Annotated in this window: 22 protein-coding genes and 1 tRNA gene; 5 read left to right on the forward strand and 18 right to left on the reverse strand. The window is 56.0% G+C overall.

What is annotated here, in order from left to right:
- Positions 1–158: 158 nt before the first annotated feature.
- Positions 159–2,312 (reverse strand): ornithine decarboxylase, encoded by a 2,154-nt coding sequence (locus RT657_RS13800; protein WP_313655134.1) that lies wholly within the window; start codon positions 2,310–2,312, stop codon positions 159–161.
- 552 nt (positions 2,313–2,864) lie between these two features.
- Here RT657_RS13800 and RT657_RS13805 point away from each other — a divergent pair.
- Positions 2,865–3,848, forward strand: coding sequence for an MDR family oxidoreductase (locus tag RT657_RS13805; protein ID WP_313655136.1), 984 nt, complete (start codon positions 2,865–2,867; stop codon positions 3,846–3,848).
- Between the two features lie 26 nt (positions 3,849–3,874).
- Here the strand turns inward: RT657_RS13805 and RT657_RS13810 are convergent, their stop codons facing one another.
- On the reverse strand, positions 3,875–4,372 hold the full coding sequence (locus RT657_RS13810; protein ID WP_313655137.1) for a CinA family protein: 498 nt from the start codon (positions 4,370–4,372) through the stop codon (positions 3,875–3,877).
- Positions 4,373–4,837: 465 nt separating this feature from the next.
- Here RT657_RS13810 and RT657_RS13815 point away from each other — a divergent pair, with 465 nt between their 5' ends.
- A complete protein-coding gene (locus RT657_RS13815) occupies positions 4,838–5,134 on the forward strand; it encodes a SelT/SelW/SelH family protein (protein ID WP_313655139.1) in 297 nt (98 codons plus the stop codon).
- Between the two features lie 2 nt (positions 5,135–5,136).
- Here RT657_RS13815 and RT657_RS13820 read toward each other — a convergent pair whose 3' ends face one another.
- From RT657_RS13820 to RT657_RS13850, 7 genes are all read right to left on the reverse strand, one after another.
- On the reverse strand, positions 5,137–5,667 hold the full coding sequence (locus RT657_RS13820) for a PadR family transcriptional regulator (RefSeq protein ID WP_313655141.1): 531 nt from the start codon (positions 5,665–5,667) through the stop codon (positions 5,137–5,139).
- Positions 5,668–5,737: 70 nt separating this feature from the next.
- On the reverse strand, positions 5,738–6,517 hold the full coding sequence (locus RT657_RS13825; RefSeq protein WP_313655142.1) for a siderophore-interacting protein: 780 nt from the start codon (positions 6,515–6,517) through the stop codon (positions 5,738–5,740).
- A 784-nt stretch (positions 6,518–7,301) separates the two neighbouring features.
- On the reverse strand, positions 7,302–8,171 hold the full coding sequence (locus RT657_RS13830; RefSeq protein WP_313655143.1) for a helix-turn-helix domain-containing protein: 870 nt from the start codon (positions 8,169–8,171) through the stop codon (positions 7,302–7,304).
- A gap of 335 nt (positions 8,172–8,506) precedes the next feature.
- Positions 8,507–8,674 (reverse strand): DUF2474 domain-containing protein, encoded by a 168-nt coding sequence (locus RT657_RS13835; RefSeq protein ID WP_111140746.1) that lies wholly within the window; start codon positions 8,672–8,674, stop codon positions 8,507–8,509.
- A 1-nt stretch (position 8,675) separates the two neighbouring features.
- Positions 8,676–9,680 carry a cytochrome d ubiquinol oxidase subunit II gene (gene cydB, locus RT657_RS13840; protein ID WP_313655144.1) on the reverse strand — a complete coding sequence of 335 codons (1,005 nt, stop codon included), beginning with the start codon at positions 9,678–9,680 and terminating at the stop codon, positions 8,676–8,678.
- A gap of 1 nt (position 9,681) precedes the next feature.
- A complete protein-coding gene (locus RT657_RS13845) occupies positions 9,682–11,094 on the reverse strand; it encodes a cytochrome ubiquinol oxidase subunit I (protein WP_313655145.1) in 1,413 nt (470 codons plus the stop codon).
- Positions 11,095–11,880: 786 nt separating this feature from the next.
- Positions 11,881–12,261 (reverse strand): helix-turn-helix domain-containing protein, encoded by a 381-nt coding sequence (locus tag RT657_RS13850; RefSeq protein ID WP_313655146.1) that lies wholly within the window; start codon positions 12,259–12,261, stop codon positions 11,881–11,883.
- 98 nt (positions 12,262–12,359) lie between these two features.
- On the opposite strand from RT657_RS13850, the gene RT657_RS13855 reads away from it, so the two are divergent.
- Positions 12,360–13,217: an SDR family oxidoreductase gene (locus RT657_RS13855; protein ID WP_313655148.1), complete on the forward strand. Its 858-nt coding sequence runs from the start codon at positions 12,360–12,362 to the stop codon at positions 13,215–13,217.
- Between the two features lie 350 nt (positions 13,218–13,567).
- On the forward strand, positions 13,568–15,226 hold the full coding sequence (gene treF, locus RT657_RS13860) for an alpha,alpha-trehalase TreF (RefSeq protein WP_313655340.1): 1,659 nt from the start codon (positions 13,568–13,570) through the stop codon (positions 15,224–15,226).
- 82 nt (positions 15,227–15,308) lie between these two features.
- On the opposite strand, the gene RT657_RS13865 is transcribed toward treF, so the two are convergent.
- The 5 genes from RT657_RS13865 to RT657_RS13885 form a co-directional block, all read right to left on the reverse strand.
- Positions 15,309–15,815, reverse strand: coding sequence for a ferritin-like domain-containing protein (locus RT657_RS13865; protein ID WP_313655149.1), 507 nt, complete (start codon positions 15,813–15,815; stop codon positions 15,309–15,311).
- A 10-nt stretch (positions 15,816–15,825) separates the two neighbouring features.
- The gene (locus RT657_RS13870) at positions 15,826–16,308 is read right to left on the reverse strand and encodes a ferritin-like domain-containing protein (RefSeq protein WP_111140753.1); all 483 of its coding nucleotides are present in this window, start codon (positions 16,306–16,308) and stop codon (positions 15,826–15,828) included.
- Between the two features lie 502 nt (positions 16,309–16,810).
- Positions 16,811–16,975, reverse strand: a complete 165-nt coding sequence (locus RT657_RS13875; protein ID WP_004571242.1) for a general stress protein — start codon at positions 16,973–16,975, stop codon at positions 16,811–16,813.
- Positions 16,976–17,678: 703 nt separating this feature from the next.
- On the reverse strand, positions 17,679–18,650 hold the full coding sequence (locus RT657_RS13880) for a sensor domain-containing diguanylate cyclase (RefSeq protein ID WP_313655150.1): 972 nt from the start codon (positions 18,648–18,650) through the stop codon (positions 17,679–17,681).
- Between the two features lie 465 nt (positions 18,651–19,115).
- Positions 19,116–19,191 (reverse strand) — tRNA-Phe (locus RT657_RS13885).
- 222 nt (positions 19,192–19,413) lie between these two features.
- Here RT657_RS13885 and RT657_RS13890 point away from each other — a divergent pair.
- A complete protein-coding gene (locus tag RT657_RS13890) occupies positions 19,414–20,733 on the forward strand; it encodes a PAS domain-containing methyl-accepting chemotaxis protein (RefSeq protein WP_313655151.1) in 1,320 nt (439 codons plus the stop codon).
- A gap of 31 nt (positions 20,734–20,764) precedes the next feature.
- Here RT657_RS13890 and mrdA read toward each other — a convergent pair whose 3' ends face one another.
- The 4 genes from mrdA to deoA all read right to left on the reverse strand — a co-directional run bounded on the left by mrdA (position 20,765) and on the right by deoA (position 26,243).
- Positions 20,765–22,636 carry a penicillin-binding protein 2 gene (gene mrdA / locus RT657_RS13895; protein WP_313655152.1) on the reverse strand — a complete coding sequence of 624 codons (1,872 nt, stop codon included), beginning with the start codon at positions 22,634–22,636 and terminating at the stop codon, positions 20,765–20,767.
- Between the two features lie 219 nt (positions 22,637–22,855).
- Positions 22,856–23,569, reverse strand: a complete 714-nt coding sequence (gene deoD, locus RT657_RS13900) for a purine-nucleoside phosphorylase (RefSeq protein WP_313655154.1) — start codon at positions 23,567–23,569, stop codon at positions 22,856–22,858.
- A 26-nt stretch (positions 23,570–23,595) separates the two neighbouring features.
- Positions 23,596–24,819, reverse strand: a complete 1,224-nt coding sequence (gene deoB, locus RT657_RS13905; protein WP_313655155.1) for a phosphopentomutase — start codon at positions 24,817–24,819, stop codon at positions 23,596–23,598.
- Between the two features lie 95 nt (positions 24,820–24,914).
- Positions 24,915–26,243 carry a thymidine phosphorylase gene (deoA, locus tag RT657_RS13910; RefSeq protein WP_313655157.1) on the reverse strand — a complete coding sequence of 443 codons (1,329 nt, stop codon included), beginning with the start codon at positions 26,241–26,243 and terminating at the stop codon, positions 24,915–24,917.
- Between the last annotated feature and the right edge of the window lie 15 nt (positions 26,244–26,258).

Here is a 26,258-nt window from a genome sequence, read left to right on the forward strand (position 1 = left end):
CGGGATTGTTAAGGGGCGGGCGTCCGCCCCTTGACGCGTCCGCCCGCACGGGCAACCTGAAACTCCCGCTCGCCTGGCGGGCGAAACCTGCTCAGCGTAAACCACTGCCCCTTTCGCGCAGCGAATTCCCCTCACCCGGCGGGCAAAACCCACTCAGGTCAGCCCACCACCATCATATTGGCCACCAGATATTTGCGTCCCTGTTCATCCTCTTCGGTATAAACCCCCTGCAGCTCCGGTGAGAAGCCAGGCAGCAGATTCAGCCCCTCTTCCAGCGCCAGGAAATAGCGCTGCACCGCGCCGCCCCAGCTCTCTCCCGGCACCACGCAGAGCACGCCCGGAGGATAAGGCAGCGCCCCTTCCGCTGCAATCCGCCCTTCCGCCTCAGCTATCGGTACCAGCTCTACGTCGCCGCGAATATACGCCTGATGCGCATCCTGCGGGTTCACCCTGACCGCCGGGAACTCCGCGGCACGGAACATCAGGCGCTGCAGATCCTTCACGTTGTGGCTGACGTAGAGATCGTGCATCTCCTGACAGAGACGCCGCAGGGTGTAACCTGCGTAGCGTCCGGCATTTTTGCGGTAGAGGGTCGGCAGCACTTCGGCCAGTGGTGCATCCTCTTTAACGTGCTGCTCAAACTGCGCCAGCATCGCCACCAGATTGGCCATCTTCTCCGGACTCTCTGCAGGCGTCAGCAGGAACAGGATGGAATTAAGATCGCACTTCTCCGGCACGATGCCGTTCTCACGCAGGTAGTTCGCCAGGATCGTTGCCGGAATACCAAAATCGCGATACTCACCGCTGGCCGCGTCGATGCCCGGCGTGGTCAGCAGCAGCTTACAGGGATCGACGCGATACTGATCGCGTGCATAACCGGCAAAACCGTGCCACTTTTCCTGCGGTTCGAAGCTGAAGTAGCGCAGATCGCGGGCGATTGTCTCCGTCGGCGCGTCCTGCCAGCGCTGTCCCGCCACCGTCTCCGGCACAAACGGCAGGATCATGTCGCAGCGTTCCAGGATCGCTTTGCGTGCCTCAATTCCCAGCCTGACGCACTCATCCCACATCCGGCGCCCCGCTTCGCCCTGATGCATTCTGGCGTTGATATCCAGCGCGGCAAACAGCGGATAAAAGGGGCTGGTGGACGCATGCAGCATAAAAGCGTTGTTCAGGCGTTTGTGCGGGCAGAAGCGCCGCTGGCCGCGAATGTGATTATCCTTCTTATGAATTTGCGAAGTCTGCGAAAAACCGGCCAGCTGCTTGTGCACGGACTGTGTCACAAAGATGCCGGGATCATTTTCATTCAGCTCCAGCGTTAGCGGTGAACAGCCTTCCATAAGTGGAATGAACTGCTCATAGCCGAGCCATGCGGAGTCAAACAGAATGTAGTCGCACAGGTGGCCGATGCGATCCACCACCTGACGCGCGTTGTAGACCGTGCCGTCATAGGTGCCCAGCTGAATAATCGCCAGACGGAAAGGCCGCGCTTCCCCGGCACGCGCGGGCGCTACCGCCGCAATCTGCTCACGCAGATAGGCTTCATCAAAACAGTGCGCGTCGATACCGCCAATGAAGCCAAAGGGATTGCGCGCCGCCTCCAGATAAACCGGCGTCGCGCCTGCCTGAATCAGGGCACCATGATGGTTCGACTTGTGATTGTTGCGGTCGAACAGCACCAGATCGCCCCGGGTCAGCAGCGCATTGGTGACGACCTTATTGGCGCTGGAGGTGCCGTTGAGCACGAAGTAGGTTTTGTCGGCGTTAAATACCTTTGCGGCATACTTCTGCGCATCTTTGGCGGAGCCTTCATGGATCAGCAGGTCGCCCAGCTTGACGTCAGCATTGCACATGTCCGAACGGAAAACGTTCTCTCCATAAAAGTCGAAGAACTGTTTGCCTGCCGGGTGCTTTTTAAAGAACGCACCGCCCTGATGGCCGGGACAGGCAAAGGTGCTGTTCTGCATATCGACATAGCGGCTCAGTGTCTCAAAGAACGGCGGCAGCAGCGCCGCTTCATAGGCCTGCGCAGCCGCCTCCAGTGCCTGCCACGCTTCTGGCTCACCGTTCAGCTCACCGCTGACGCCGGGCAGGTGCATCACCTTCTCTTCGAAAGCATTTGCGACAAAGACCGGCAGATTGAAGCCGGTGTGGCGCAGCAGCGCCAGCACACCGCTGCGGGTATCCGCCAGCGAGACGACAACCGCCGCCACATCGGTAAAGTCGGTGTTATCCAGCGTCACCACATCACGCGCGGTATTCAGGGTCAGACTGGGCGCCACGGCGGCGCTGGCAGCAATTTTCAGTGGAGTCATAGCGAATCCCCAACGTCAGGGAGAAGTGCCTGCGGCACAATTATGGGGACGGTGCCCCGGCGAATAATGGACGATCAGCAGGCATTACGCAGCAGGTGAAAAAGGGCTTCACCGCCACCGCCTGACGGACTTACCGCATGAGCAGTAATGAAGATATCGGGAAAAATGAATGCCCGCTGCGCGCCGGAAAACGCGAACGGTAAGACGGGCGGATGCGCGGTAAACCGGACATGGCGACGTCCTCAGAAATGAAGAAGCAGGGCTAAAAAAGTGGCGCTCATCATGTCATCTTTTTCAGGCACCGACAAGCCGAAACAGGTAATGACGCGTTCATCACGGAAAATCATAACCTTATGATTTATAATAAATAACCTGTTTACCAGCCCTTCGGAATTAGATTAATTATATGAAAAACATGCAGATTTATGCACTTTCTGTTGGGCTACTCTTAACGCCTATTACGCATGCTGACGCAGACGCGCGCCCCGCCCTACCGTAAACCGGTTGCCTGACGTAGACTTAGCCTCTCTTTTCCACTCTGCCGGAGGCTGCATGTTCAAGGCGCTGGTTATTGAAAATGACGAACAGGGTTACCGTTCTCTGCTCAAAGATCTTCACGAATCTCAACTGCCCGACCACGATGTCACGCTCGACGTCAGCTACTCATCACTGAACTACAAAGATGCCCTGGCGATCTGTAACAAAGGCCCGATCGTGCGCCAGTTTCCGATGGTGCCGGGTATCGATTTTGTGGGCCGGGTGACGGCCAGCCGCCACCCGGACTGGAAAGAGGATGATGTGGCGCTGCTGACAGGCTGGGGCGTCGGTGAAAAACAGTGGGGCGGCCTGGCGCAGAAAGCCAGCGTCAGTGGTGACTGGCTGGTGAAGGTGCCTGCCACGCTGAGTCCGTTGCAGACAATGGCTATCGGCACGGCGGGCCTGACCGCAATGCTTTGCGTGATGGCGCTGGAAAAACAGGGCGTCACGCCGGAACACGGGCCGGTGCTGGTGACCGGAGCCAGCGGCGGCGTCGGCAGCTATAGCGTCAGCCTGCTCACGCGTCTGGGTTATGAGGTCACGGCGTCAAGCGGACGCGCCAGTGACCACGCCTGGTTAATCGACACCCTGGGCGCAACATCCGTGATTGACCGTGAAGAACTTTCACAGCCCGGCAAGCCGCTGGCTAAAGAGGGCTGGGCTGCCGCCATCGACAGCGTCGGCAGTCATACGCTGGCAAACGTGCTGGCCGCCACCCGGCGGGACGGCGTAGTCGCCGCCTGTGGCATGGCGCAGGGACTCGATCTGCCAGCCAGCGTCGCGCCCTTTATCCTGCGTGGCGTGACGCTGGCCGGTGTCGACAGCGTGATGTGCCCGAAGCCGCTGCGCCAGCAGGCGTGGCAACGGCTCGGTGAACTGCTGGATAGCGAACGACTCAGCAGGCTGAGCCGGGTGATCCCGCTGACTGAAGCGCGTGCGTGCGCGCAGGATCTGCTGGAGGGCCGCGTGCAGGGTCGGCTGATTGTCGACTGTCGCTGAGCGCGGCGACAGCGCGGCTCCTGCCCTTAGCGGGCGATCTGCCGTAACCGTTTGATCAGCCCCTGCAGCGCAAAGTGCGTGCCCTGCTCCATCACGGATTTTGGATCGCCGCTGAACTGATGGCATTCCGCCTCATCCCTGCCATCCGGCAACATCCAGCCGAACCAGATGGTGCCCGCCGGGGTACCATCTTCACCGCCATCCGGACCGGCATAGCCGGTAATCGATAACCCCACCGGTTCACCCGAACGGGCGCAGGCCCCCTGCACCATCTCTCTGGCCGTCTGTTCGCTTACCGCTGTGTGCTGCTTCAGCGTGTCGGGATGGACCCCCAGCAGACGGATTTTGGCGTTTTCGCTGTAGGTCACAAAGCCGCTGGTGTAGAAATCGCCGCTGCTCTCTACTGCCGCCAGCGTCATACTGATCAGCCCGGCGGTGCAGGACTCGGCGGTGGTCAGATGCCATCCGGAAGCGAGTAAAATTTTACCCAGTTGTTCAGCGGTCTGATCAAGTGATGTTGCCATAGTGCTCTCCTCATTCTGTCAGGCACTCCAGGTATAGCGCAAAATCGGTGATTAAACGCTCGCAAGGCAATGTTTTTAAAAGCGAAACGGCCAGGATCAGGGTTGAATATCCGGCGGGTTACGCTTAGCATGCCCTTGAGGATCAGGCTGAACGGCCGTGGCAGAGGCTATCTGGCACAGCATACGTGCAGCCTCGCCGTCAGCAGGCTGCCTGCTGCATTAATCGCTGAAGAACGGGTCGCCGGGGCGCGCAGCTACGGATTAATGGTTACTATTCGCCTCCCTGCCCGCTGGCAGCATAAAAAAGCACGCGATAAGCGCGGCACCCGGCATGAACACCATGCCGACGATTCAGGCTTTACCCGCTTCATGCCATCAGGCAGGTTTAACGGGACAACTCACCACAGCGCACAGATTTTTAACCCGAATGCATCAGCATTTATCAATACGTAAAGGACGAGAGTTATGGCGCAAAAACCGGTGGTTGTGATTCATTACTGTATGCAGTGTAACTGGCTGATGCGGTCAGCCTGGATGGCACAGGAACTTCTGCATACCTTCGCGGAGGATCTGGCCGAGGTGACGCTGAAGCCGGGTACAGGTGGTGTTTTTGAGATTATGCTGGATGAGCATCTGCTGTGGGAACGTAAGCGCGATGGCGGCTTCCCGGACGCGACCACGCTGAAGCAGCGCGTGCGCGACATCTGCTTCCCGGACCGCACGCTGGGCCATATCGACAAGCAGAAAACGGAAATCAGCTAAGGCTATTCGCTGCGGGTGATTTTCTCAGCCGCGTCATGCAGCGCCTGAATCAGCGTCTGCAGCGCGGCGTCTGAGATATCTTCCTGCGCCAGCCGCCGGTTTAGCGCGACCTTCAGCCCATGAATCGCCTGCTCAACCGCAGGAATGCGGCGGTTGTTGACCAGCACCGCCAGCGAAGAGAGCCGCACGATCAGGCCGGAGACCGTTTCACGCTGATCGGCCAGCTGCGCCTTGCCTGCGGGCGTCAGCCGATAGGCTTTGCGTGTGGCCTGCGCGTCCACCACCTGAATCGCCTCCATCTCCTCCAGCAGCGTCAGATTCGGGTAGATAATACCGGGACTCGGCGAATACTCCCCCTTCGACAGCTCCTCAACCGACTTAATCAGCTCATAGCCGTGCGCCGCACGCAGTTCAAGGAAGTGAAGCATCAGCAGGCGGATCTCACTCGCTTCCAGCATTTTTTCACGTCGTTTGCGACGCCCGCCGCAGCCAGACTGTGCGTCAGAGGGAGTGGAGGTCGGATACGGTTTCATGGCCTGCCCTGCGGAGAAAAGGAGGTTGATGGTAGTTCGCTGCCTGACAAAACTCAATTGCCGTCACCGCTTACTTCGCGTGCCAGTAGGCCACCGCCCGCACGAAGCGGCTGTCGAGGCCGCGCTGCACCGTGAAGTAGTCAGAGAGGGCTTTCACCGCCTCACCTTCTCCGGTCAGCCAGATAAAGTAATCTTCTGCCGGCAGCACAATCTGATCCAGCCGGGCCATCAGTTCGCCGATCTGCGCCTTCTGCATCTGACCGCTGCCGAGCCAGTGTGCTGTCAGGTTAGCCGTCTCTGATACATAGTCGCGGCCCGTCGCTTCATCGGTAAAGGCAAACAGATGCAGCGCCTGTGCCTGCACGTCACGCTGACGGCGCGCAAAGGCGGGCAGACCGGTTTCATCGCAGACGCAGAGCTGGAAAGCATAATCGGTCGGCACCACCAGCGAACCGCGCGGCCCGCCGATAACCAGCCGATCGCCAGGCTGCGCCCGCGTTGCCCAGTCACTGGCGACCCCCTGCTGGTGAATATAGAAGTCGAGGGTCAGTGAAGACTCACCATCAAATTCCAGCGGCGTGTAGTCCCGCGCCTGCGGCCGCAGGCCGTCGGGCCAGACGATGCCCTCTTCCGTGATCTGCGGCAGAGCGAGCGCCGCACCGTCAGCAGGGAAAAAGAGCTTGATGTGATCGTCAAAACCTGGCGAGCTAAAGCCCGCCAGATCGCTGCCGCTGAAGCGGATACGCCAGAAGTGTCCGGCGATCTGCGTTTTACTGACAACCTCAATATGACGAAAACGTAATTCATTGCGGACGCGCTGCGGCGTACGTGGATTCGCTGATAAAGGCAATTTGTCTCTCCCGGAAGCCGGTATGCCCGCAGATCAGGGCATGCCGAAATTTTTAAATAAAAATCATTCGCATCTGAAGCCTGAAGATTAGCTATGATATATCTTCAGCACAAGAACGAAAAATGCGATCGACAGCGATAAGATATATTTTATACCACCGACGAAACGCATCATCCGGCACAGGAACGGTGGAGATAAAGTCAGAAGCCGGAATGGCAGGCAGCGGCAAAACAGCCGCGCAACAGCCAGATTAAAACAGGGACGAACCGGGGAAAGAGTCAGCAGGTTAGAGAGCAGAGCAGGGAGTGGAAGACAGGCGCGAACCCGGCTCCTGATGAGCCAGGTTCGCTTGCGCGCGGCGGCTACCGGCAGCGCCACCCGGACTTACAGCGTATCGTTAAATCCGGAAAGAGATGTGTCTGAACTGGTGTGCTCCGGCAGCTTCCCATCCCCCAGAATTTCATGCTGAGAGTGTTGAGAATGCGGATGCAGTCCGGCAGGAGGTGAGAAAGGCTCAGCCTGCTGCGCCATTGCCATAACAGGCAATGCCAGAATGAGTGAAATCAATAAGCGTTGCATAGTGGTCTTCGGTTGTCGTTCTGGCCAGAAGCGGCCTGAAATGCAGATGAATATTCCAGCCCTATCAAAAATTCACGTTGATTAACGTAAGATAGGGTTTCGGAGGAGGATTTTACGCCAGTCAGGCGCGTTATTTTATAAAATCGTGCGGTTTGTCACGGTTTACCGCACGAAAGATGAATAAGTCACGCCCCTGCTCTGTTGCTTAAGCCTGCGTCACCGGAATGGAAAACACGCCGCTGATCCAGTCGGACCTGCAGTGGGCAAAATCGAGTCGCAGCAGATCTTTGCCCGGGCGACGCGATACGCCCAGCACGGGCAGATGCTGATAGTAGATGTCCTCGATAAAGCGCGTCAGCTGCTCCGGTTTGCCGCTCCAGCGGATCGACGCATAGAGGCCGCACTCCTCGTGCCAGCGGGTGATGTTATCCCCCAGTAGCCCGGCATGCTGCGGCTCCAGCGCCTGAAACAGGCTGATGTTCTGCTGGTCGGCAGAGCTGTCGCCGGGTCCATACTGAAAGCCCAGCCAGCCCTGCGCCACCTGACTGCCTGCCAGCGCCACCAGCTGCCGTGCCTGATCGGCTACCCGGTGATCGCGGTCGGCAATGTAATCTCCGAACTTACACTCCCACTCCAGCGTCTCACCATACAGGTGGAGCGCTTCTTCGCGCTCCACCAGCGTCGCGCGCTCAGCCAGGGTGCGCGGCAGAATGCGGCCATGAAAGTTTTTCACTGGCAGATGAGGAATGCGGCGAAACGCGCCAGGCGTCAGCGAAAAGTGACCTTTAAAAACGCGGGTAAAGTTTTGCTGATTGTCAAAGCCAAAGCGAACAGCGATATCGATCAGCGTCATGCGCGTCAGGCGCAACGCCATCGCTGCCATTGTCAGACGCCGTTTGCGGGTATAAGCCGCCAGCGTCTGCCCCGTCATCTCTTTGAACATGCGCTGCATGTGCCACTTGGAATACCCTGACTTGAGCGTGATTTGGTCGATGTTCAGGTCGTCGGTGAGATTGGCTTCTATCCACTCAACCAGATCGTTGATGTGCTGTTTTTTAATGGCCTGACTGAGCATGATGGCAAGTTACGACGCAGATTAGGACTGGAATTTTCGGCACATGAGAATAGCAAAAATCGTCCATAGCCATAAGAAAAGGGACGCGATAAACCGCGATTTTAGCAGCACACCGCATTAATTGCTTAGGTTACTAACTAAAAAAGGCTGACACGCGTCAGCCTTTTAGATAATACACCCCGACGTGATGAGCGCCTGCGCCTGGCGTTATGCCGGGCAGTTCACGAACAAACCTGGCTGAACAACGCAAAGCGCTGACCGGGTGACGATGCACCGTACAGAGACGGTGCATCGTCGTCCGCGTCGGGCAGACGTTAAGCCCTTGCTGCCTGCGGCTAGTGGCTGCGCATGCCTGCTGCTGTCATCATCATGCGGAAGAGCGAGGCAACCACGCCCAGCGCCAGAACGCTGGCGGCATAGATAACGACCAGCCACATCACACGTTTCCACCAGGGCGCTTTCGTTTCATCCTTGTGGTCTTTCATGCTGCTGAGGCTTTTCATATCAATGGTATCCTGCGTCTGCTTTGATTTTTCCACGGAACACGTAATAGCTCCAGAAGGTGTAGCCCAGAATCATCGGGATAATCAGCAGGCTGCCAACCAGCATAAAGGCCTGGCTCTGCGGTGGTGAGGCAGCATCCCAGATCGTGATCGATGGCGGAATGATGTTTGGCCAGACGCTGATACCCAGTCCTGAGAAGCCAAGGAAGATTAACGCCAGCGTCAGCAGGAATGGCGAGTAGTGCGCCTCGCGCTTGATGGCGCGCACAATTCCCCACGAGCAAAGCAGCACCAGCACCGGAACCGGCAGGAACAGGAACAGGTTTGGCCTGCTGAACCAGCGATGCGCGATGTCCGCGTGTGAGAACGGTGTCCACAGGCTGACGATACCGATAATCACTAACAGCGCGATGACCAGCGGCGTCGCCAGCGCAGACATTTTACGGTGCAGCTCATTTTCGGTCTTCATAATCAGCCAGGTGCAGCCCAGCAGCGCGTAGGCCACGACCAGACCCAGGCCGCAGAACAGCGGGAACGGTGCCAGCCAGTCCATTGCTGAACCGGCGAAGCGACGCCCCTCAACCGGGATGCCATCCAGGAAAGCGCCAACCGCCACCCCCTGACTGAACGTCGCGATGACCGAACCGGCGATAAAGGATTTGTCCCAGAATGCCCGGTGACCTTCAACCGCCTTGAAGCGGAACTCAAAGGCAACACCGCGGAAAATCAGGCCAATCAGCATGGCGGTCAGCGGAATCGACAGCGCGTCGGTGATCACCGCATAGGCCAGCGGAAACGCACCAAACAGGCCCGCGCCGCCCAGCACCAGCCAGGTTTCGTTGCCATCCCAGACCGGCGCGACGGTGTTCACCATCATGTCGCGCTCACCGACATCTTTATTGAATGGGAACAGCAGACCAATCCCCAGGTCGAAGCCGTCCATCACGATATACATCAGGGTGGCAAAGACGATAATCACAAACCAGATTACAGAAAAATCGATCATCTTAGTGCTCTCCATCCTTAAAGGTGGCAGCGGAAAGCGGACGCGCCGGGGTTTTCTTCTGACCGGGTCCACCCTCTTCGGTAACGTGACCTTCGCCGACAACCGGTCCCTGCTTGATCAGGCGCATCATGTAGTGATACCCCACGCCAAACACCGAGCTGTAAACCAGAATAAAGGCCAGCAGGCTGATGCTCATGTGCATGTCGCCATGCGCGGAAACCGCATCAATCGTTCTCTGTACGCCATAGACGACCCACGGCTGACGGCCAATCTCGGTCGTGAACCAGCCCGCCAGAATCGCAATCAGACCGGATGGCCCCATCAGCAGCGCAAACCACAGGAAAGGACGCGACTCATAGAGGCGGCCTTTCAAGCGCAGCCACAGGCTGACCACACCCAGCGTAATCATCAGCAGGCCCAGCGCCACCATCACGCGGAAGGACCAGAAGATGACCGTTGAGTTAGGCCGATCCTCTTTGGGGAAAGATTTCAGCGCCGGCACCTGTTTGTCCAGACTGTGCGTCAGGATCAGGCTGCCGAGATAAGGCACTTCCAGCGCATATTTGGTCCGCTCCTGCTCCATATCAGGGATGCCGAACAGGATCAGCGGCGTCGCTTCGCCCGGCGGGTTTTCCCAGTGGCCTTCAATGGCCGCAATTTTGGCCGGCTGATGCTCCAGGGTATTCAGACCGTGCGCATCACCAATCATCGCCTGAATCGGCGCGACAATCAGGGCCATCCACAGCGCCATTGAGAACATTTTGCGGATAGCCGGATTGTTATTGCCCTTCAGCAGATGCCAGGCCGCGGACGATCCCACAAAGAAGGCGCTTGCCAGGAAAGCCGCCACAGACATGTGGAACAGGCGGTAAGGGAATGAAGGGTTAAAGACAATTTTCAGCCAGTCCTGTGGAACCACCACTCCGTTCTCGATCAGGTAACCCTGCGGCGTGTGCATCCAGCTGTTAGACGCCAGGATCCAGAAGGTAGAGATTAGGGTTCCCAGGGCGACCATGCAGGTGGCAAAGAAGTGCAGACCCGGACCGACGCGATTCCAGCCGAACAGCATAACACCCAGGAAGCCCGCCTCCAGGAAGAACGCCGTCAGTACCTCATAGGTCAGCAGCGGACCGGTGATGCTGCCCGCAAATTCCGAGAAGCCGCTCCAGTTGGTGCCGAACTGATAAGCCATGACCAGCCCGGAAACCACGCCCATGCCGAAGTTAACGGCAAAGATTTTCGACCAGAAGTGGTAGAGATCGCGATAGGTTTGATCGCGGGTTTTGAGCCACATACCTTCGAGGACGGCCAGGAAGCTGGCGAGACCGATGGTGATGGCGGGAAAGATAATATGGAAGGAAACAGTAAATGCGAACTGTATCCTGGCCAGATGAAAGGCATCTAATCCGAACATTGCTTACCTCTTTGCCACATAGATTTGCCACATAGAACACCATGTATTTACTTATAATTAACAACTTAAGCCTGATACGCGACTTCTCTGCGCTTATTGAAATTCCCGCCGCAAATTTAGAACTATTCGCCGCGAGGAAACAGAAACAGTGGGATTAATGAAAACTATAACAGTCTTTGTTGATTTTGATCATTGTTTTTAGCAGGAATTATTTATTTAAAAATAAGGCTTAAAGGTTAACTGAAGGGTGTTTTTGTGTCATTAATGTTACGGTACTTACCGCATCAAAAAAGCGGCCCGGCGAACGAAAACTCCGCCTGAAAATCTCCTCAACGGTCTGTTTTCAGACACTATTTTACTGAGAATACGGGCAGAGCACGGCGAAAAGTGAAGCAGAACAAATTAAATAATCTTATTTCTTAACAGGTTAAACCTGAAAACCGCAGGCTCTGCCGCTTTGTTTTATTTTTTCTTTTACTCCGGCCAATCCTGTCAGCGATTCTGACAAAATAAACGGCAGGAGGGAGGGATCAACAGGCGGCAGGAATGTTAATAAAATGAGTCAGAACTTACGCATATTAACAATGAAAACCAGACCGCAGATTATTGCCGGCCTGGGCCGGATAAATCGATTTAATCAGAGGCAATAGGGTGAATAACCGCCTGGGTTATTTATGCTCCCCTGCCGGTGGCGCCGTTACAGCGGAAAAATGCGTGGTGCCGAAAAGCATAAATGCGCATAGAAGAATGCCGATGTCGTCACATTATGAGGGTCGTGATGAAAATTTACGCTGTCGGAGCGTTACCGCGCTGAGCCAGAATCCTGCCCAGATTCGCTTCCAGCCAGTCCGCCAGCCCCACGACCTGTTCGCCGACCTCGCGACCCAGCGGCGTCAGGCGGTACTCTACGTGGGGCGGCACCACATCGAAAGCGATGCGCTGCACAAAACCATCCTCCTCCAGATAACGCAGATTCTGCGCCAGCATCCGTTCACTGACGCCGCCGACGGCACAGCGCAGCGCGCTGAAGCGCAGCGTCTGGTTTTGCAGCGCCAGCAGAATCAGCACGCTCCAGCGGCTGGTCACCCGCTTCAGGATGTCACGCGAGGGACAGTTAACGTTAAGCAGTTCGCCCCGGATAAATTTTTCACTCAGTTTTTCAGCCATTTAATCTGCGCTTCCCACACTAACAATTCTGTAAGTACTTACTAAAAGTTAGTTTATCCCCTAGTCTGAGTTTCACCAACAGCCACAGGAGAAAGATCATGATTGCAGTGACAGGCGCAACCGGCCAGCTCGGCCGTAAAGTGATCGCGGCACTACTGAAGAAAGTCCCGGCACAGACTATCGTCGCCGCGGTGCGTACGCCCGCCAGAGCCGCCGATCTGGCGGCACAGGGCGTCATCGTTCGCCAGGCCGACTATGGTCAGCCAGAGACGCTGGAAGCCGCTTTTGCCGGTGTGGAAAAGCTGCTGCTGATCTCCGGCAGTGAAGTCGGCCAGCGTGAAGCGCAGCACAGGGCCGTAATCAGGGCCGCCCGCGCCGCTGGTGTGCGCTTTATCGCCTACACCAGCCTGCTGCATGCGGATACTTCGCCGCTGGGGCTGGCGCTGGAGCACCGTGCCACAGAAGCACTGCTGAAAGCGTCAGGCATCCCGTTTGCTCTGCTGCGCAATGGCTGGTACACCGAAAACTATGCCGCCAGCATTTCTCCGGCACTGGCACACCATGCGTTTATCGGTGCAGCAGGCGCAGGCCGCATCGCTTCAGCTGCGCGTCAGGATTACGCGGATGCCGCGGCAGAAGTGATGACCCGGGCGGATCAGGCCGGAAAAGTCTATGAGCTGGCCGGGGATGACAGCTACACGCTGGCGGAATTTGCGGCCGAAATTGCCGCGCAGAGCGGTGAAAAGGTCGATTACGTGAATCTTTCTCAGGCTGAGTTTGCGGCCGCGCTGAAAAGCGCCGGGTTGCCGGAAGGCCTGGCAGAGATGCTGGCGGACTCTGATGCGGGTGCGGAGCAAGGCGCTTTATTCAGTGATTCCCGCCAGCTCAGCAGCCTGATCGCCCGTCCGACGACGCCCTGGCAGGCGGTGATCCGCGCCGCGCTGACACAGGCGTAGCACGGCAATAGCTGAGCGGCAGCCTCTTCCGCTCAGCTTCCCCGCCTGCTCCGTTTTCCCGTTGCGTATGCCATTTCTTGCCCCTTTCAAAGCAAAAATCCTGTGTCAAAATGTTAACAGACGTCATTTTTCTTCAGGTTAAATTTTTTAATTCAGGCGGCTAAGAGATTCATCCGAAATATCTTTTTTGTGAACGGCGCTATATTTGGTTGAATAACCTAAGATTTATCAAAAAACCTCGATTAATAGACAATTTTTATTACGTTCATAGATAATCTGCATTGTTGTTCCGCAGGTCGGGGGGGCTATAATTTGTCCTTTGTGCAACCACGACCGCTCAGGAGGCCGCTATTAATACTTATCGCCAGCAACAGAATGCACTTGAAGAAGTTCGTGCCGGGGCGGAAGTTGAGTATCAATACGATCCCCATGAACTGAAACTGGAGCGCATGCAGGATTCTGAACCGGAGCCGGAGCTGATTGAAGGCCTGCCTGCCCCGGATGCGCTTACGCCTGCCGATCGTTATCTGGAACTGTTTGAACATGTCCAGATGTCGCGGATCTTCGAGGATAGCAAAACATTCCCCGACTGTTCGCCAAAATACGATCCGCTGGATGTGCTGATGCGCTATCGCCGTCAGAAACGCAGCAGTGACTTCGACCTGTCGCGTTTTGTCGCCGATCACTTTTATCTGCCTGGCGTAAATGAAAGCTTTTATGTCTCCAATCCGGATAAAACGCTCAACGAGCATATTGATGATTTGTGGCCAGTCCTGACCAAAATGCCGCAGCAGCACATGCCGCACTCATCGTTGCTGCCGCTGCCAAAACCTTATGTGGTGCCGGGCGGACGCTTTGGCGAAACCTACTACTGGGACTCCTATTTCACCATGCTTGGCCTGGCGGAGTCGGGCCGTGACGACCTGCTGCGTCACATGGCCGACAATTTTGCCTGGCTGATCGACAACTACGGTCATGTGCCAAACGGCAACCGGACTTACTACCTCAGCCGCTCGCAGCCACCGGTCTTTGCACTGATGGTCGAGCTGTTCGAAGAGGATGGCGTGCGCGGGGCAAAACGCTATCAGGAACAGCTGATGAAGGAGTATCAGTTCTGGATGGATGGCGCGGGTTCATTGATGCCTAATCAGGCCTATCGCCATGTCGTGCGGATGCCGAACGGTTCACTGCTGAACCGCTACTGGGACGACCGTGATACGCCGCGCGATGAGTCGTGGATGGAAGATGTGGAAACCGCCCGCGAGTCTAAGCGTCCGGCCAGCGAGGTCTATCGCGACCTGCGTGCAGGGGCCGAGTCGGGCTGGGATTACTCTTCGCGCTGGCTGCGTAACCCGAAGCGGCTGTCGAGCATTCGTACCACACAATTTATCCCTATTGATCTGAACGCGTTCCTGTATAAACTGGAGCTGATGATCGCGACACTGTCGCACGCCAAGGGCGAAGAGCTGACGGCGCTGGCGTGGCAGAAAAAAGCCGAAGCGCGTAAGCGTGCGATTACCCGCTATCTGTGGGACAGCACCGCTGGCGTCTTCCGTGACTACGACTGGCGTCGTGAGCGTTTCGGTGCCTTTACTGTGGCATCGGTGGTGCCGCTGTTTGTCGGACTGGCAACACCGCATCAGGCGCACCTGCAGGCCATCTCCCTGCGTCACCTGTTGCTGAGCAATGGCGGGTTGTTGACCTCGATGGTGGAGAGTGGTGAACAGTGGGATCGGCCTAACGGCTGGGCACCTATGCAGTGGATGGCGATTGTCGGCCTGAATAACTACGGCGAAGAGACACTGGCGACGGAAGTCGCGGTGAACTGGCTCAATACCGTAAAAAACTTCTATCAGCTACACCACAAGCTGGTCGAAAAGTATGACATCAGCGGTGAGCGTGCCCGTCCGGGCGGCGGCGGTGAATATCCGTTGCAGGATGGTTTTGGCTGGACTAACGGCGTGACGCGTAAGCTGATGACCATGTATGGCCATCTGATGGTGGACTGAGTGCCCGTTACGCTAACGCCAATCACGCCAATGTAAAAAAGCCGGGCTCGCCCGGCTTTTTCATGCAGGTCACGCTGCAATACTACTTTTTGGCTTCAGTTCCCGGCTGCGAGGCGCGCTGCAGGAACTGCTGGGTGACTTCAGGGATATGCTGCAGCAGCCACTCCGCCATGGCCACTTCCTGATCGCGGATTTCACTCAGTATGCGAACGCCCTGCGCGTCACCAACCTGCTCAGCCGAGGCGATCAGACTGGTGTAGCTGGCAATTTCGGCATTCTCAAAGACATAGCCGCTGATGGCGCCCTTGACCACTTCATCTGAGTTGAACATTCCGCCTACGGCCTGACCGGTGGCCGCCATTTTACCCATCGCATCTTTCATCACGGAGTGATCGATACCGTGGCTGTCGAGCAGCTGTTCCAGCAGCGTCAGCTGATGTTTCGTCTCATCGAGGTGCTGAGCCAGCCGCTGTTCCAGTGCCGGATAGTGTTCGAGGCGGCCCGACATCTTGCTGAGCATGCTTTCCGCCTGTTTTTCCATAGCATGCGCGTCGCGCAGCCAGTCGTGATAATGTTCAATCGCCGTCATGCCGTTCTCCTTAGGATACAGTTATTGCTTCGGCTACCGAGGTGAGCTTCTCATCCGTTTGTTTCTCTTCATTCAGGGTCGTCTCCAGCAGCTCAGCCGCTTTGGTGTAACCCAGTTTCAGCGCCAGCGCATGCAGCGTACCGTAGGTGGCAATTTCATAGTGCTCCACCTTCTGCGCCGCACCGATCAGGCCCTGATCGCGGATTTCGCCTTTCTCGACGGATTCAATAATCTCCTGCGCCTCTTCGACCAGACCTTCGAGCGCATGACACTTCATTCGTTTAATTCTGACCTCAGGCGTTACCTCCACCAGTTCATCCAGTCGCTCAATCTGCGCACGGGTCTCTTCCAGATGCTGATTAAAGGCAGCGATAAGATTTTCATCACTGGCAGCACGCGCCATTTTAGGCAATGCACGGGTTATCTGTTTCTCAGCGCTGTAGACATCGGATAAGTCATGGATGAACAGGTCATTTAACGTTTTCACTGTCATAAGATAGCCTCATTGTTAAAAAAGCTGCGTCGTTAATAACGCAACGCCAGTCATGTCGTTGACACACGGAAAGTCTAGTGGAGATTCTTAATATCGCCTACCGCATCGGTATGAATTTAATACAAAAGTAGCATGTAAAATGCACTTTCCCTTTTATAGCAATACGTTAGCTTATAAATGTTTTTCCGGCTACGGCTTCGCTAGCTACAACCGAATTTGTACAAGCTTATAAAACGCTGTATACATTTCTCTTCCAGGCGCGTAAAAAATGCACCAGCCAGACGTTACCTGTACAAGGTTTTATTAAAGGGTATAGATTTAATCGATCAAAAATAAAAAAAACCGGAAAGGAAACCCTTCCGGTTTAATTAACGGCGTCTTTACATGCTGATGCTTCAGCAGCGACACAATTCCGAATGCAATTATCTTGCAGGAAAATAAAAGCGTTTCTTTATAGTCCGGTATATGGCATCGACTGCCCTCAGAGCAGCGTCAGATGCAATCAGCTCCGGCGACTTACCTTCCCTCCCTTACGCCCCGCCTCAATCGCACGTTCGGGATCGTTCTTGAAATTCCCGCCGCTTTTCTGGCCGCCTTTGCGTCCCGCTTCCGCAGCACGCTCTTTGTCAGCCGCAAAGTTTCCGGCCCCACCACGATATTGAGTCATTCTGTGTTCCTCTTTGAAATTAAAAAGCAGAATTTGCACAGTTAACGCTTCATCAGGCCGATTCAGCAATCTAAATGTAGACAGAAAACCGAACTGATCAAGCAGTAAAATAAAACTCCATTACATTCCGGATTAATGGAGACAGGCGCCTCCTGCGGATTGATAACCTATTTAAACTATCGCTCATTTCCACTCGGAAAAAGCCCAGCGAGGCGGTAAAAACTTTATCTAAAAATCGCCGCGCCCTATTTATCGATCATTTTCCAAAAATGTCCAATTGAAAAAAAAGTAACCGAAGCGGCAGAAAGACAACCTTAGCAATATCAGTTAGTGAGGATGATCAACAAACGATCAATTTCCCTAAGCGAAGCGGCAAATATAATCTGCCTATTTTTTTGTCACTCACGAATTAAGCGAGACGCAAAGGGTTAACCGCGCCAGTTAAAAATAACTGTTTTTGATCAATAAACGATCGATTATGCAGATTTGGTAAAAATAAAATTTGAATACTCCCTCGTTATTGATTCGAATATTAAGGAATAAGCGAAGCGATAAAGTATGCAGGCGAAGCACCTGGAAGTGATTTTAGGATTAATACTAAAATTTCTGTTGTGTCGTGTTACGCACTGTTCGCCAGAGACGGCAGTGAAAATGGGGGGGAAATCTGGTGTTATCAGGAGGAGAGGCTGCGCCAGCGATTAGGTCACTGATCGGATGTCACTGGGGAAGCGTTATCAATCGCGACACCGCGTTTGCCGTTTTTCTTAATGCGATACATCGCTTCATCCGCCCGCGCCAGGGCAGTATCGAAGTCATCGTTTTCCAGCACCTGCGACACCCCAACAGAAGCGCCAATCTGAGCGTGCCCGTTTGACATCTCAAAGGGCGTGAGCACTGCGTCAAGGCAGGCGTCTGCCAGCGCTTTCACGCGGGGATGATGCAGCGGATAGGGTAATAACAGAACAAACTCATCACCGCCAAGTCGGCCAATAATCCCTTCTGGCGACACGCACTCCGTTAAACGCTGGCTGAGCTGGATCAGTACTTCGTCACCGCTGCGATGTCCCAGAGTGTCGTTAACGTGTTTGAAATTGTCCAGGTCAATAAAGGCGACACAGAGCGCTCCCTGCGACCTCATTTCGCTGAAATAGTTTTGCAGTGCGTGGCGATTGTTGAGCAGCGTCAGGGGATCATGCAGCGCCAGCAGCGCGAGCTGCGCTTCGTACTGCTTCTCTTTTGTCATATCGATATGGGTACCAATCACTTTTACCGGCTCGCCCTGGGCGTTCCACTCGCTGACCCGGCCGCGATCCAGTACCCAGGTAATGCTGCCGTTTTTCGCGATCATGCGGTGCAGTGCTTCGTAGTAAGGCGCTTTGCCAGCAATATGATCATAAAACGCCCGCAGGACCTCAGCGGCGTCATCAGGATGCAGGCTCTCTTTCCAGGATTCAAAATTGGCGTCGGTTTCTTTTGGCTGGAAACCCAGCATCGCCCCCCAGCGCCGGTTAAAAATAACCAGCTTGCCGGTAGGGATATCGAGTTGCCACAGAAACAGCCCGGTGCCATCCAGCGCCGCATTGAGTTTGGTTCGGGCGTCATGCGCTATACGCTTCAGACGCGCATTGTGCTTTTTCAGGTTCTGTATCTGCAGTCGCAGTGCTTCTTCTGACATGACCGTGAGAGCGCTGGAAAAAAGGGGTATTTTGCCTGTCCGGTGGGTTCTGTAAAGAGTGGCTTTTAAAACACGATTAGTCGCGGCCAATTGCAGGATGGGCAGCATATCAGGCGGTGACAGTCTGGCAACGCAGCACAGAGCCGGGACGACAAATTGGTTTCGCCGTGAAATCTGTTTGTGCGGGTACGGCATCAGGAGCCGGAACAGACGGCTTTAGCGGAAATTCAGATTATAGGACGGTCAGCGGCATCGCTCCTGCCCCCCGGCAAAGGAGCGGAGCCAGAATGCAAAAACCCCCGCCGAAGCGAGGGTTTCAAATTCTGGTGCCCGAATCCGAAAATGCCGGGAGCATTTTTGCATCGCGCCCCAGCGCGACCCACAGGGAGTGGCGAGTGAATCGAACCTTCGATAACGGGTTCGCCTCAGAACGCAAAAACCCGCCAGAGGCGGGTTCTTTAAATTTGGTGCCCGAACCCGGAATCGAACCAGGGACACGGGGATTTTCAATCCCCTGCTCTACCGACTGAGCTATTCGGGCAACGGGGCGCATTAAACCAAAGCGGTCCGGCAGCGTCAAACGCTTTTCACTAAAATCACGCCAACTGACCGCTTTTCCATCAACCTGGCGACGGCGTCTCTCGCACAGCAAATAAGTAACAGCCTATCGAATAAATTACAGACAGCAATGGGCCTCCCTCTCTATTGCGCCGCCATTTTGCCGATATAGCTTGCAAGACCCACACGAATAATAAGGCTCATCATGTTTTCTACTATTACATCAGGTATTGCTTCCCGTCACAGCTGGCAGAAGCGCTCACACTCAACGGCCACGCTGAGCTCTCTCAACGGCTCCATCGCCATGATTGAGTTCTCACCCGACGGCACCATTCTCAGCGCCAACGCGCTGTTTCTGGCGAGCATGGGCTACACGCTGGCAGAGATTGAAGGCCAGCACCACAGCCTGTTCTGCACGCCGGAACAGTTGCAGTCACAGGCTTATCGCGATTTCTGGCAGCGGCTTAACCGGGGCGAAAGCTTCAGCAATAAGTTTCTGCGCATGGCAAAGAACAGCCGCCCAATCTGGCTGGAAGCCAACTATGTCCCGGTGCAGAACCGCCACGGTCGGGTGATCAAAATCGTTAAACTGGCCACCGACATTACCCGCCATATCAACGATGCGCAGGAGCAGCGCGCCATCACTGCTGCCATAGAACGATCAATGGCGGTGATCGCCTTTAACCTGAAAGGGGAAGTCCTGAAAGCTAACGATAACTTCCTGAAAACCATGGGCTACCGTCGCGAAGAGGTGGAAGGCGTTCATCACAGCCGCTTCTGTTCACCCGCCGTGCGTGACAGCCGGGAATACAGTGAGTTCTGGCAGCAGCTGAGCCGGGGAGAATTTATCTCCGGTCAGTTTCCCCGCGTCAATAAGCAGGGCGAGACAGTCTGGCTGCGCGCCACCTACAATCCGGTGTTTGATGAACAGGGCAGGCTCTACAAAATCGTCAAGTTCGCGACCGATGTAACCGCGCAGGTAGAAAAGAATCAGCAGGAGCATGATGCGGCGCAGCGGGCCTATCATACCGCGCTGCAGACCGATAAAAGCACAAAACTGGGTGCAGATGTGATTGCCAGCAGCGTCGAAACCATGAATGCGCTGGCGGGCGAACTTCAGGGGATCTCCGGGGATATTAACGGACTGAGTGAATCTTCAGATCGCATCAGGGCAATTGTGGAAGGGATTCGCCGGATCGCCGATCAGACCAACCTGCTGGCGCTCAATGCCGCCATCGAAGCAGCACGCGCCGGCAGTCATGGCCGCAGCTTTGCGGTGGTGGCGAACGAAGTTCGCACACTGGCGGCGAACATCAACCGGGCGACTACCGACATTGAAAACCGGATACAGCAGAATCACCTGCTGGCGAGCCGGGCTCTGAAAGGCATTGAGTCGAACCTGAAGCGTGCCGATCAGGGCGTACAGCTGGCGCAGGAAGCGGGTGGTGTCATTGCTGAGATTCGCGAGGGCGCAACGGATGTGGTGAACGCTATCGGTCAGGTGACGAAAACGCTCAGCGTCTGACGGGCGGCGGGAGACGCCAGCCCCCCTTTTTTTATGGCGTGGCCGGGGCCGGCGTGTCCGTCGTCGGCGGAAGGAAGATGTGATCAAGAATGTCCCGCATTACCGGCGCCGCTGTCACTCCTTCCCCGCCCCCATTCTCCAGGATCAGCGCCACCGCCACTTTGGGATCATTAAAAGGCGCAAAGGCGGTGTAGAAGATATGGTCGCGCAGCCGGACCGGGATCATCTTCGCGTTGTAGGTCTGATTCTGACGCAGGCTGAATACCTGAGAGGTCCCACTTTTCGCAGCAATGCCATAAGGTGCGGTGTGGAAATATTTATACCCGGTGCCGTTGGGTGCGTTCGCCATACCAAACATCGCGTGGCGCACCAGCGACCAGTAAGGTGAATGGGGATCGCCAATCTGTGTCTCGCGCAGCCTCGGATGGTAGTTCTCCACCAGCGTGCCACGCTGAGTTTTCTCCAGCAGATGAGGCGCGATGACCCGACCGTTGTTGATCAGCGCCACCATCGCTTTTACCATCTGAATCGGCGTCGCAATCCAGTAGCCCTGGCCGATACCCACGGAAACGGTGTCCCCCTGATACCAGGGTTTTTTATGCACTTTCTGCTTCCATTCACGGCTCGGCAGTAAGCCGTTGTACTCCTCATTCAGGTCGATCCCGGAGGGTTTGCCATAACCGAACTGGCTGAGCATGGTGTGTATCCGGTCGATGCCCATCATAAACGCCACCTGATAGAAAAAGGTATCGGCAGACTCTTCGATAGCGCGCGTCACATCCAGCATGCCGTGACCGGTTTTTTTCCAGTCGCGATAGCGCCGATCGGTGCCGGGCAGCGTCCAGGTCGGCGCACCAAAGAACTGCGTCTGCGGCGTGATCACATGGGTCAGCAGCGCCGACATCGCCATATAAGGCTTCACCGTCGAGGCGGGCGGATAGAGTCCCTGCGTCACGCGGTTGATTAGTGGCAGATCCTTATCCTGTAGCAGTTTTTTATAGGCCTGATAGCTGATGCCTTTGACGAATGGGTTGGGGTCGTAGCTCGGGCTGGAAACCATGGCGAGCACCGAACCGTCATGCGGATCCTCAATCAGCAGCGCCGCACGCTGCCCCGCCAGACGGCTCTCCACATACTGCTGCAGATGCAGATCCAGCGTCAGCGTCAGGTTTTTACCGGCGACCGGCGGCACCTCTTTCAGCACCCGCACAATCCGGCCGTGGTTATCAACCTCCACTTCCTGATAGCCTGGCTTGCCGTGCAGCAGCGTTTCGTAATAGCCCTCAATCCCCTGCTTACCGATGTTATGGTCAGCCGCGTAGTTTTCCGCGATGCCTTCGGCATTCAGCCGCTTATAGTCGTTATCGTTGATTTTCGACACATAACCGACCACATGCGCCAGATCCGCGCCATAGGGATATTCACGATCCTGATAGGTTTCAATCGTCGCCCCGGTAAAGTGAAACTGATTCACCGCGAAGCGGGCGACCTGCTCCTCGGTCAGCTCCTCTTTCAGCACCACCGGCTTGTAACGGCTGGTCTGCTTCAGCGCATGGCGGAACGTCTCGATCTCCTCGGGCGTCAGATCAACGATAGGCGTCAGCGCCCGCAGCGTGGCGTCCATGTCGCTGACTTTATAAGGCGTCAGCGTAATGGCGTACCAGCTGACATTGCGCACCAGCGGGATACCGTTGCGGTCATAGATCAGCCCACGTACGGGCGCGATGGGGATCATCTTGATGTCATTCTGGTTAGAGCGCGTCTGGTAATAGCTATGATCGCGCACCTGCAGGCGGTAGAGGTTCAGGCCAAGAATCGTGAAGCAGAGACAGACCAGCGCAAAGGCTATCGCGGCACGGCGAGCAAATAGTTTCTCTTCAGCGTCGAAGTTACGAAAGTTCATCAGGAGGCAATATCGGACAATTCATTATTATCTGTTGTTGCGCACTATGATAAGACGCGATCGCCGGGGTGCCAGCACGAAGATGCACAAGCCTCAGTAAAAGTGTGTCATTTGATGTGAATGTTACGGAAAGGCGGCGGGAAAATGCAGATCCTCCCGGGAGGGAGGATCTGTTCAGGGAGACGGACAGCTGGCGGGCCTGCCCCTCTACGACGCGGATTAGTCACCCAGCAGGACAGACTCCAGCGCAATTTTGATCATGTCGTTGAAGGTGGTCTGACGCTCAGCAGCGGTGGTCTGCTCGTGCGTACGAATATGGTCAGAAACGGTACAGATGGTCAGTGCTTTGGCACCGAACTCAGCGGCCACACCGTAGATGCCTGCGGCTTCCATCTCTACGCCCAGGATGCCATATTTTTCCATCACGTCGAACATCTGCGGATCCGGGGTATAGAAGAGGTCAGCAGAAAAGAGGTTGCCGACGCGCGCCTCAACGCCCAGGTTTTTCGCCGCATCGACCGCGTTACGCACCATGTCGAAGTCCGCAATCGCCGCGAAATCATGATCTTTGAAGCGCATACGGTTTACTTTGGAATCGGTGCAGGCACCCAGACCAATCACGATGTCACGCAGTTTGACATCCGCACGTACCGCACCACAGGAGCCCACACGGATGATCTTTTTCACACCAAAATCGGTGATCAGCTCTTTGGTGTAGATAGAGCAGGAAGGGATCCCCATGCCATGGCCCATGACAGAGACTTTACGGCCTTTGTAGGTGCCGGTGTAGCCCAGCATACCGCGCACGTTGTTCACTTCTACCGCGTTTTCCAGGAAGGTTTCTGCGATATGTTTCGCACGCAGCGGGTCGCCGGGCATCAGCACGACGTCTGCGAAATCACCCATTTCAGCATTAATATGAGGGGTTGCCATTGTTTAATCCTTTTTAAATTGCTGATTTACAGCATGTTCTTGCCATAGTCCATCTCGGACAGGCCAAAATAGTGTGCAATTGTCTGACCAATATCGGCGAAGGTTTCGCGATAACCGAGTGAGCCGGGCTCCACGTTCGGTCCGTAGATCAAAATCGGAATGTGCTCACGCGTGTGCTCAGTACCCTGCCAGGTCGGATCGCAGCCATGATCAGCGGTCAGGATCAGAATGTCATCTTCTCCGACTAATTCCATCAGTTCCGGCAGACGGCGGTCAAACAGTTCCAGCCCGCCTGCATAACCGGCGACGTCACGGCGATGGCCCCAGGTCGAGTCAAAATCAACGAAGTTGGTGAAAACAATCGCCTGATCCGGCGCCGTTTTCATTTCCTGAATCGTGGCGTCAAACAGGGCATCCAGTCCGGTCGCTTTAACCTTTTTGGTAATACCCTGCTCCGCGTAGATATCCGCGATTTTACCCACGGAGATCACATGACCGCCCTTCTCATCCACCAGCTTTTTCAGCATGGTGGCGGAAGGCGGCTCGACCGCCAGATCATGACGGTTACCGGTACGCTCGAACTGACCTGCCTTGTCGCCCACAAACGGACGTGCGATGACACGGCCAATGTTATAGCCCCCTTCGGTCAGCTCTTCGCGGGCAATTTCGCACAGCGCATAGAGGCGCTCAAGGCCAAAAGTCTCTTCGTGGCAGGCGATCTGGAACACCGAGTCCGCCGAGGTATAGAAAATCGGCTTGCCGGTTTTGATATGCTCTTCGCCCAGCTGGTCGAGAATGACTGTGCCGGAAGAGTGGCAGTTACCGAGGTAGCCTGGCAGCTCCGCACGCTCAACCAGCTTATCCAGCAGTTCCTGCGGGAAGCTGTTCTCTTTGTCGCTGAAGTAGCCCCAGTCAAACAGCACCGGCACGCCGGCGATCTCCCAGTGGCCAGACGGCGTATCTTTACCTGACGAGAGTTCACTGGCATAAGCATAAGCGCCCGTGATTTTCGCTTCAGGATCCAGACCCGCCGGGAAGCGACCGGTGGAAAGCTCAGCCGCTTTCCCCAGGCCCAGCGCGGTAAGATTCGGCAGATGCAGCGGGCCTTTGCGGCCCTTATCTGCTTCACCCTTCAGACAGGCTTCGGCGATGTGACCTAAGGTGTCCGAACCTGCGTCGCCGAATTTATCGGCATCTTTACTGGAGCCAATTCCAAAGGAATCAAGAACCATAATAAAAGCACGTTTCATGCAAGTCTCCTGCGCATCCGCGCGTGACAAGTCAAAAAAAAGCGATCAGATCAGTATACCCGAATCAATCGCCGCTGGCACCGGTTACGGTCCAGTTAGCTGATATTGGTCACACGGCGGTAGACAACCGGCGTCTCTGCCGGGGCGCTGTCGCCGATGACCAGCGCGGCTTTCACCGCCGCGGCGGCCTGCTGCCAGTCATCTTCGCTACTGGCATGGATGACGGCCAGCGGACGCTGCGCATCGGCGCGTTCGCCCAGGGTAATCATCTCGCTTAACCCGACGCTGTAATCAATGGTGTCGCTGGCGCGCTGACGTCCACCGCCCATCGCCACCACTGCCAGACCCAGCGCACGGGTATCCATGCTGCTGACGATCCCCGGCTGGTCGGCATAGACCGGTTTGCTCAGCGTGGCGTGCGGCAGATAGGTCTCATAACGTTCTACAAAATCGGCAGGCCCCTTCTGCGCGGCCACCATGCGGCCGAAACATTCCGCGGCCTGGCCATTATCCAGCACCGTCATCAGCTTCCTGCGCGCTTCGCTGTCGCTGGCCGCCAGTCTGCCGGAGATCAGCATTTCGCTGCAGAGCGCCAGCGTGACCTCCAGCAGACGCGGATTACGCGCCTCGCCGGTCAGGAAGCGCACCGCTTCACGCACTTCCAGCGCATTACCCGCGGAAGAGGCCAGTACCTGATTCATGTCGGTCAGCAGCGCGGTGGTCTGACAGCCTGCACCGTTGGCGACGCCAACAATCGACTGCGCCAGGCTCTCTGAGGCCGCATAGGTTGGCATAAATGCACCGGAGCCTACTTTGACATCCATGACCAGCGCATCCAGCCCTTCAGCCAGTTTCTTCGCCAGAATGGAGGCGGTAATCAGCGGAATGGAGTCGACGGTGGCGGTGATGTCGCGGGTCGCGTAGAAGCGTTTATCCGCCGGTGCCAGCGAGCTGGTCTGGCCGATAATGGCGACACCGACCTGCTTAATGATCTCGCGGAAGCGCTCATCGCTCGGGAAGATATCAAAGCCCGGAATCGCCTCAAGCTTGTCCAGCGTGCCGCCGGTATGGCCCAGCCCGCGCCCGGAGATCATCGGCACAAAGCCGCCGCAGGCAGCGACCATCGGCCCTAACATCAGCGACGTGACGTCGCCGACGCCGCCGGTCGAGTGCTTATCTACCAGCGGACCGTTGAGGTTAAGCGACTTCCAGTTCAGCACCGTGCCGGAATCACGCATCGCCATCGTCAGCGCCACCCGCTCCGGCAGCGTCATATCATGAAAGTAAATGGTCATCGCCAGCGCGGCAATCTGCCCTTCCGACACGGTGTTATCACGCACACCGTTAATGAAGAAGCGGATCTCCTCTTCCGTCAGTGCAAGACCATCACGTTTTTTACGAATAATTTCTTGTGGCAGGAACACGGCAGCCCCCTGGTT

This window comes from Pantoea sp., assembly GCF_032114055.1.
Lineage (GTDB): Bacteria > Pseudomonadota > Gammaproteobacteria > Enterobacterales > Enterobacteriaceae > Pantoea.